The 5,994-nt window shown below is 31.9% G+C and carries 6 protein-coding genes; 4 read left to right on the forward strand and 2 right to left on the reverse strand.

Annotation, left to right across the window (positions count from 1 at the left end):
• Positions 1 to 135: 135 nt before the first annotated feature.
• A complete protein-coding gene (gene namA / locus N4T77_RS19815) occupies positions 136 to 1,161 on the forward strand; it encodes an NADPH dehydrogenase NamA (RefSeq protein WP_261673590.1) in 1,026 nt (341 codons plus the stop codon).
• A 219-nt stretch (positions 1,162 to 1,380) separates the two neighbouring features.
• Here the strand turns inward: namA and N4T77_RS19820 are convergent, their stop codons facing one another.
• Positions 1,381 to 1,608, reverse strand: coding sequence for an alpha/beta-type small acid-soluble spore protein (locus tag N4T77_RS19820; RefSeq protein ID WP_261673591.1), 228 nt, complete (start codon positions 1,606 to 1,608; stop codon positions 1,381 to 1,383).
• 294 nt (positions 1,609 to 1,902) lie between these two features.
• Between N4T77_RS19820 and surE the strand changes: the two genes are divergently transcribed.
• From surE to N4T77_RS19835, 3 genes are all read left to right on the forward strand, one after another.
• Positions 1,903 to 2,664 (forward strand): 5'/3'-nucleotidase SurE, encoded by a 762-nt coding sequence (gene surE / locus N4T77_RS19825; RefSeq protein ID WP_261673592.1) that lies wholly within the window; start codon positions 1,903 to 1,905, stop codon positions 2,662 to 2,664.
• A 35-nt stretch (positions 2,665 to 2,699) separates the two neighbouring features.
• Positions 2,700 to 3,917 (forward strand): NAD(P)/FAD-dependent oxidoreductase, encoded by a 1,218-nt coding sequence (locus N4T77_RS19830; RefSeq protein ID WP_261673593.1) that lies wholly within the window; start codon positions 2,700 to 2,702, stop codon positions 3,915 to 3,917.
• Positions 3,918 to 4,071: 154 nt separating this feature from the next.
• The gene (locus N4T77_RS19835; protein WP_261673594.1) at positions 4,072 to 5,532 is read left to right on the forward strand and encodes a serine/threonine-protein kinase; all 1,461 of its coding nucleotides are present in this window, start codon (positions 4,072 to 4,074) and stop codon (positions 5,530 to 5,532) included.
• A 58-nt stretch (positions 5,533 to 5,590) separates the two neighbouring features.
• Here N4T77_RS19835 and N4T77_RS19840 read toward each other — a convergent pair.
• Positions 5,591 to 5,994, reverse strand: a 404-nt coding sequence (locus N4T77_RS19840) for a manganese catalase family protein (RefSeq protein ID WP_261673595.1), incomplete at its 5' end; no start/stop codon positions are given.

Below are 5,994 nucleotides of genomic sequence, written 5' to 3' on the forward strand. Positions count from 1 at the left end.
AATTACATAAAAGCAAGTAAGACTGTCTTTCACTAAAGACGGTCTTTTTTTATATCTTTTAGTGAGTATTAAGTATTATGCTATTGATAGGGGAATAATATATTCTAGGTTAAAAAATGTAGTGGAGGGTTTAGGATGTCAAAATTATTTACAGAAATAAAAATAAAGGATATGGAATTGAAAAATAGGATTGTAATGCCACCAATGTGCATGTATAGTGCAGATGATGAAGGAAACCCTAATTCATGGCATTTTGTACATTATGCTACTAGAGCAGTTGGTGGAGTTGGGTTAATAATTTTAGAAGCAACTGCTGTTGAAAGTCGGGGAAGAATAACGGATAAGGACTTAGGTATATGGAGTGATTCTCATGTAGATGGTTTAAAGAAAATAGTAGATGAAGTTAAAAGACATGGTACAAAAATAGGAATACAATTAGGTCATGCAGGAAGAAAGTGTGAAGCAGTATCAGAAAATATAATTGCGCCTAGTGCAATAGCATATAGTGAAAATTATAGAGTTCCTACTGAAATGACAAAAGAGGATATAAAAGCAGTAATAGATGCCTTCAAAAATGGAGCTGAAAGAGCAGAATCAGCAGGCTTTGATGTGATAGAAATACATGGCGCTCATGGATATTTAATAAATGAGTTTTTATCTCCCCTTTCTAATAAAAGAAATGATGAATATGGAGGAGGTCTAGAAAATAGAGCAAGACTGTTACTGGAAATAGTAAAAGCTATTAGGGAGGTATGGCCTAAGGAGAAGCCTATAATACTAAGAGTTTCTGCGGAAGACTATGTAACGGAAGGAAATCATGATATAGATTTAGCTAATATAATAAATTTAGTTAAGAATGAAGGTATTGATTTAATAAATGTAAGTTCCGGAGCAGTAGTACCGGCAAGAATAAAGACTTATCCAGGGTATCAGGTAAAGTTTGCTGAAACAATCAAGAGAGAAACTAACTTACCTGTAATAGCTGGTGGGTTAATAACAGAGGCTGAAATGTCAGAGGAAATTCTGCAAAATGATAGAGCTGATTTAGTATTCATAGGAAGAGAACTACTTAGAAATCCTTACTGGCCCCTTCAGGCAGCAGAGAAACTAGGAGATAGTGGCCTTAGTTGGCCAGTTCAGTACGAAAGAAGTAAAAAATAACGTATGTTTTAGTATTCCTGTATACTTAAAAAATTTTGCTAATAGTTGTAAAATGATAACATGAAGGGGCTGTCACGCTAAGAGTAAATTTCACAACATATTGTGTTTGTTATTGAGTTGCAAACTAATATATTGTATATAAATTTCTTAATGCGACAGCCCTTTTCAAATAAAACTTTCTAAGACTTCCTTGAAGAATTTATTTATTTATTTATTTATTTATTTATTTTTGTATTTTTCAGCCAAACTTCTTTGAAAGCTTTCCACAGCAGCCTTAGTAAAGTTTCCACCAATGGCACCGCCTACAGTACCACATACTTTAGAAGGCATATCTCCCCAATAACCGTCTTTAGGTATTGGAATTCCAAGTTCACCTGCTAGCTCCGTTTTTGTTTTAGCTGTTTCCTTTGCAGCAATGGAAAATTTATTTTCAAGTTTATTATTCATATTATACTAACCACCTTTCTTAAAGCTAATAAACTAGTAGTGAATAGGAAAGTTAATTTATAACCCAACACAGATATAAGAGTGAAGGTTTAATTCATAAGTAGCTACAGAGATATTTTTTGTGTTTAATGATATTTATATTCTATTATATTTATTACAATTTTTATTAAAAATGAATTTTAGTAGCTCTTTTGATATATAGTAATTAGGTATAAGGTTTACTTTTCTTTAGTAGATTTATAAACTAAAGTTATAATAATAAAATTTGTTAACAGAGAATTATGGAGGGTTACTATGAAACTATTACTGACAAACGATGATGGAATAAATGCTAAAGGATTACATGCCTTAGCTAGGGAGTTGGAAAAAAATCATGAACTAATTATTGCGGCACCAAATAGTCAAAGAAGTGCTTGTGGTCATTCTATTACTATTCACGAGCCACTTTATGTTAAAGAGGTTAAAATAGATGGAATAAAATCAAAAGCCTACAGTGTTAGCGGAACACCAGCAGATTGTGTAAGGGTGGCATTAGATAAATTAATGGATAGAAAAGTGGATATGGTTATATCAGGTATAAATAATGGGTATAACTTAGGAACAGATGTAATTTACTCCGGAACAGTATCAGCAGCTATAGAAGCAGCTATTTATAAAATACCATCTATGGCAGTTTCTACAGACATCACTGAGGAGGTAGAAAAATATGAAATGGCTGCATCCTATGCATCAAGAATATTATCTATAGCTAAAGATAAATATAATAAAGATGACGTTGTTTTGAACTTAAATGTTCCTTTAGTACCAGTAGAAGAAATAAAGGGCATTAAGGTTTGCAGGGTAGGTGGTAAAACCTATGATAATTATTTCATAGAAAAGTTAGGAGAAAATGATGATAGGATTTATGAATTGAAAGGAAAGTTAAATGAGCCAAATAATGAAGAAACAGATGTACATTATATAAAAGAAGGTTACGTTACTTTAACACCACTGCACTATGACTTAACTAACTTTAACATATTAAACGAAGTAGGAAAAATATTTAATAAACAATAATTTAATAAAAAATTTCAACTATAGGAAGTGATAATTTGGAGGATAAAGTTGTAATTATAGGAACTGGTATAGCTGCAATTAGTGCAATAAAAGCTATTAGAGCCGTTGATAAAGAAATTAAGGTAGAACTTTATGGAGATGAATTATTTTATCCATACAACAGACTTAGATTATCTAAAGGACTATTAGGTTCATTAGAAGAAGATAAGCTGCTTATTCAAAAAAAAGAATGGTATGGAGAAAATAATATAACTCTAAACAAAGGCATAAAGGTTGTTTCTATAAATACTGACAGTAAGGAACTGCAGCTTTCAGATGGAGGAAAAGCAGATTACACAAAATTACTGTTGGCAAATGGAGCAAGTAATTTTGTTCCTGATATTAACGGCATCAATAAATCAGGAGTATTTACATTAAGAACTTTGCAAGATGCTAGAAATATTGCTGAGGAATCTAGTAAATGTAAAACAGTACTTCACATAGGGGGAGGCATTCTAGGATTAGAGTTGGCCTGGGTACTTGCACAAGCAGGCAAGAAAATCATCGTCTCGGAACTTGCTGAGAGGCTTATGCCAAGACAACTAGATGAAAGAGCTTCAGAATTATTAGAAAATGCTGTGAAGAATAGTGGAATAGATATTATGTTGGGGAGTCAAATTAGTGAGATATCTGTTAGAGAAAGTGGTGTAGAAGGATTTATAACCAATAAAGGAGAATTCATATCTTGCGATATGGTTACTTATTCTATTGGAGTAAGACCTAATGTTGCTTTATTAAAAGAGACTGATATAAAAGTTAACAAAGGTGTAATTGTAAATGAAAAGATGGAGACAAATATTCCTGATATTTATGCTGCAGGAGATATAGCAGAATTTGATGGAAGAGTTCATGGACTGTGGAACATAGCTATTTCACAGGGAACAACCGCTGGAAATAACATAGTAGGAAGAGATAGTACTTACAAGCACGTATCTCCAATAACTACAATGAATGCCTTCGGGTTATCTCTATTCTCAATGGGAACTATAGAAGAGGATAAAGCAACAGATATACTTGTAGAAGATAATGATACAAAGAACTATAAAAAGGTTTTTATAAAGAATAATAGGGTAATTGGAGCTGTAGTAATAGGGGATACTAAAATATCTACAACTTTAAAGAGAGCTATTGAAAATGAACTAGATTTAGGAAGTATTAATTTTAAGAATGTATATATAGACCAATTAATTGAAAGAATAAAAGGTATAAAATAATAAAGCTAAAAGCTTCAGGTGGTTAAAAAACTCAGCCTGAAGTTTTTTTTAAAAATACCCCTCCAAAATTTAAAATTTATACGTATATTATATATGTACTGGAAATTTATTAGCTAATATAAAAGTCTCGACTGCTATTTGGAGGAGGAATGTTATGTTAAATCATGGACATAAATTAGATGGAAAGTATGAAGTAGTTAAAACTCTTGGACAAGGCGGAATGAGTACTGTTTATCTATGTAAAAATATAAGACTAGATAATCTCTGGGCAATAAAAGAAATAAAGAAGAAGATGGAAGGATATATGGATTTTTTAGCAGAACCAAATATACTAAAAAACTTAAGTCATCCAGGTATTCCTAGAGTGGTTGATATTTTTTATGAAGATGATAACCTTTATATAGTTGAAGACTATATAGAAGGGCAGACGCTGCAGGATTATGTGAAAAATAACGGCTCAGTTAAACCAGAACAAATAAGAGATATTGGGATAAGTATATGTGAAATTATAGAATACCTCCATAGTTTTAATCCTCCTATAATATATAGAGATTTAAAACCATCTAATATTATGATAACTCCGTCAGGTAGAATTGTTTTAATAGATTTTGGCATTTCAAGAATATATAAAAAAGGTGGGGACAAAGATACTATATATATGGGTTCTAAGGGCTATGCAGCACCAGAGCAGTATGGAACAGAACAAACCTGTAAGCAGACTGATATATACGGATTAGGTGCAGTAATATATTTTATGGTATCAGGGAAAGCCCCAGCTGTTTTATTAGAGCCGCTAAAGGATGAAAATTATGGCAGTGAAGTGTCTTTTAGATTGAAAAGAATAATACAAAGAGCAATGCAAATTGATATTATAGATAGATATCCTTCAGTAGAAATTATGAAGAAAGAACTAGCTGATACCTTTAGTAAGGAAGAGGATTATACTAGAACTTTACTAATGGGTATGGACCAGGATTATGATAAAACCTTGCTAATGGATACTGAAAAAAATCAATATACAAATAACTTGGAGGAATTTAGGACAAGAGCTACAAATAAATCAGAGCTTAGAGATTTAGTCGGAATTCCAAATAGTAACAAGGAAAATGAAGAGGCTAGTACCAATACTACGACCACAAAAAAGAAAGGAAAAATAAACTTTTATAAAATAAATAAGGAAGAAGAACAAAGTACTAGTAATAACAGTGGAGAAGAAGTAAAAGTAAAAAAGGATATTTCTAAAAAAGATATAAAGAAACTAAAAAGAAACTTAGTATTAATTTTAACTTTTGTAGCTTTTATTTTTATTTTAGGCTATCTTGTTACGGATCATGGTAAGAAGGACAACATTATAGACCAAGGACAAACAACTAGCGAAGAAAATACCAGTGAATCTACACAAGATGAGAAAAAAGAAGATATCAATAAAGACAGTGGAAACAGTGGGCAAAAAGAACAGCCTGTAAATGTTAATTCTAGCCAAAGTACACCTACAGTAAATAGTAGTACTAATAATACTTCTTTGGAATCATTAGATAACTATTCTGGAGATAAAAAAGATAGCAAGGGAAAAGGCAACGGAAAAGCAAAGGGAAAAAACAAAAATGATGACTAAAGAGAAAACAAGAGTACACCCTAGAAAAATGTACTCTTGTTTTTATAGACTTCAAGTCTTATTTATGAAAATCTGTCTTTGGCATTATAAATAGTTTTGGTTCTTCTAAATAATCTTGAACTATTCTAAGTGCTTCTCCAAATCTTTGATAATGTACAACTTCTCTTTCCCTTAAGAATTTTAAAGGCTCAATTACATCTGGGTCATCAGCAAAATCTAGAAGGTATTCATAAGTTGCTCTTGCTTTTTGTTCCGCAGCTAAGTTTTCAGTTAAGTCTACTATAGGGTCTCCTTTTGACTGAATATATGCTGCAGTAAATGGAACACCAGTAGGATTTGAAGGATAAATTCCCTTACCGTGATCAACATAATAAGCATCTAATCCGAACTTTTGTAATTCTTCAAGACTTGCCCCTTTGGTTAGTTGATGGACCATTGAGCCTACCATTTCCAGATGGGCTA

The sequence above is a fragment of the Clostridium sp. CX1 genome (assembly GCF_025398335.1).
Classification (GTDB): Bacteria; Bacillota; Clostridia; order Clostridiales; family Clostridiaceae; genus Clostridium_AM; species Clostridium_AM tanneri.

What these genes read in the sequence shown, in the direction of transcription:
- namA (WP_261673590.1), top strand. Translation starts at nt 136, where the DNA reads ATGTCAAAATTATTTACAGAAATAAAAATAAAGGATATGGAATTGAAA.
- N4T77_RS19820 (WP_261673591.1), bottom strand. Translation starts at nt 1,608, where the DNA reads ATGAATAATAAACTTGAAAATAAATTTTCCATTGCTGCAAAGGAAACA.
- surE (WP_261673592.1), top strand. Translation starts at nt 1,903, where the DNA reads ATGAAACTATTACTGACAAACGATGATGGAATAAATGCTAAAGGATTA.
- N4T77_RS19835 (WP_261673594.1), top strand. Translation starts at nt 4,072, where the DNA reads ATGTTAAATCATGGACATAAATTAGATGGAAAGTATGAAGTAGTTAAA.